This is a genomic window from Campylobacter sp. CNRCH_2016_3089 (genome assembly GCF_025772505.1).
Taxonomy (GTDB): Bacteria; Campylobacterota; Campylobacteria; order Campylobacterales; family Campylobacteraceae; genus Campylobacter_D; species Campylobacter_D lari_D.
The window spans coordinates 1-1,652 of record NZ_JAKMSF010000035.1 but is presented as its reverse complement, the minus strand read 5'-3'; the positions used below and the strand labels follow the sequence as shown (position 1 = coordinate 1,652).

The 1,652-nt window shown below is 31.9% G+C and carries 1 protein-coding gene; it reads right to left on the bottom strand.

Features of this window, described 5'->3' with window-relative positions; genetic code table 11:
• Nucleotides 1–173 precede the first annotated feature (173 nt).
• Nucleotides 174–1,415: a major outer membrane protein gene (locus L8W69_RS09095; protein ID WP_263666980.1), complete on the bottom strand. Its 1,242-nt coding sequence runs from the start codon at nucleotides 1,413–1,415 to the stop codon at nucleotides 174–176.
• Nucleotides 1,416–1,652 lie beyond the last annotated feature (237 nt).

The window sequence follows — 1,652 nt, the reverse complement described above, 5'->3', positions numbered from 1 at the left end:
GCTTATAGGGGTAAAATGCTAAGAGTATTAGCAAGTAAAAATATACATAATAAAGAAGCTTTGCTTGAAAATCTACCTAATGATTTAAAAATAAAAGAAATCAAGATACAAGGATTAAAAGAAGAGATAATTTTAGATATAGTAAGCTAAGCCTTTTGGCTTAGCTTTTATAATTAGAATTTGTATAGAGCTTCAAGTCTGATGAATTGATCATCGCTATCATGAACACCAGCTTTATTGAAATCTTCAGTTAAGTAAGAATAGAAGCCACTAAATGTAAGTTTTGGGCTATATGCATAAGATACTCTTGCGATATATTCATTTTTATCTGTTTCAGCACCTGCTGCATATTCAGTTTTACCACCGATATAGTCAAATCCTACTCTAACAGTTTCAGCAAAAGTATAACCTAAACCTGCAAAATAGAAGAAGTTTTCACCCATATCTCCGGTTAATCTACTACCGTGAGAATAGAAAATTTGTTCACCTGGAGCGATTATTCTACCTTTATCTTCTAATACAACAATAGTATTTTTATCTTTTTCACCATAGCCAACAATACCTGCTTGGAAATCAAAAGCAGAAATTTGTCCTTGTAATTGAGCAGCATAGAAGTTAGCGTTATCAGCATTTAAGCGTTTTTCTGTGTCACTATCTACACTATTTCCTAAGTATTGAGCTTGGATTTTGAAATTAGCATCATTGAATGCAAATTTATAGCTAGCATCTACTGCGTATAAGAATGCATAGTTATTTGAATAAGCAGCCCATAATTGGAACGCAAATGGATCAAAATCACCTAATATAGCAGCACCATATAATGAAGATTTAGCCATGTTGATAACAGGGAAACTTTGTCCGTTGTTATTTGTTCTATCGTTCAAAGTAGCAGCAGTGTCACCATCATCTTCAGCATTAAAGCTATCAAACCAGTAACCTGCAAAAGTTAAACCTTCAATAGAAGTGTTTACTACTTTAGCTCCTGTTCCTACTAAATCATCAGTCCAAATAGAACCAACTTCCATTTTACCAAAAGTTACGCTTGTAGCATAAGCTTCATTAGTGTATTCTAAGTAAGCTTGTTGAACAGCGAAAGTATCGTGAGTGTTTGTTCCATTGCCTGTACCAAAGCCAGCTTCATTTGTGCTGTATTGGAATTGAACAAAAGCTTTGAAGTTATCATCTAAAGCTGCTTTGAAATTTAATTGAGATTTAAATCTGTGTTTGTTTTCTTTAGAGTTGTTATAACCATCTACAATTGTGTTACCAATATCTCTTCTATCAGATTCAAATCTATATCTGAACATTCCTGATACATCAACATCTTTTATAGCTTCTTCAAGTGAAACAGCATTAGCTGCTGAAAAAGCACCTGCAGCTAAAGCTGCTACTAAACTAAGTTTAACTAGTTTCATGAGAATTCTCCTTATTAAAATTAAAACTATGGCTTGTATTATAGCATAGTTTTATATAAGAATTCTTAAAGTAAATAAAAACGATAAAAATATATTAAAGGGTTGTATTTATAGATTGAATTATCTTTAAAGATCTAGTTTGAAACTAGATCTTTAAAAACTAAGGAGTTATCTATGAATGTTTGCTTTTACAAGTGTAATTATGCTCTTTGATAGTTAATGTTTGGAAACTGAGGG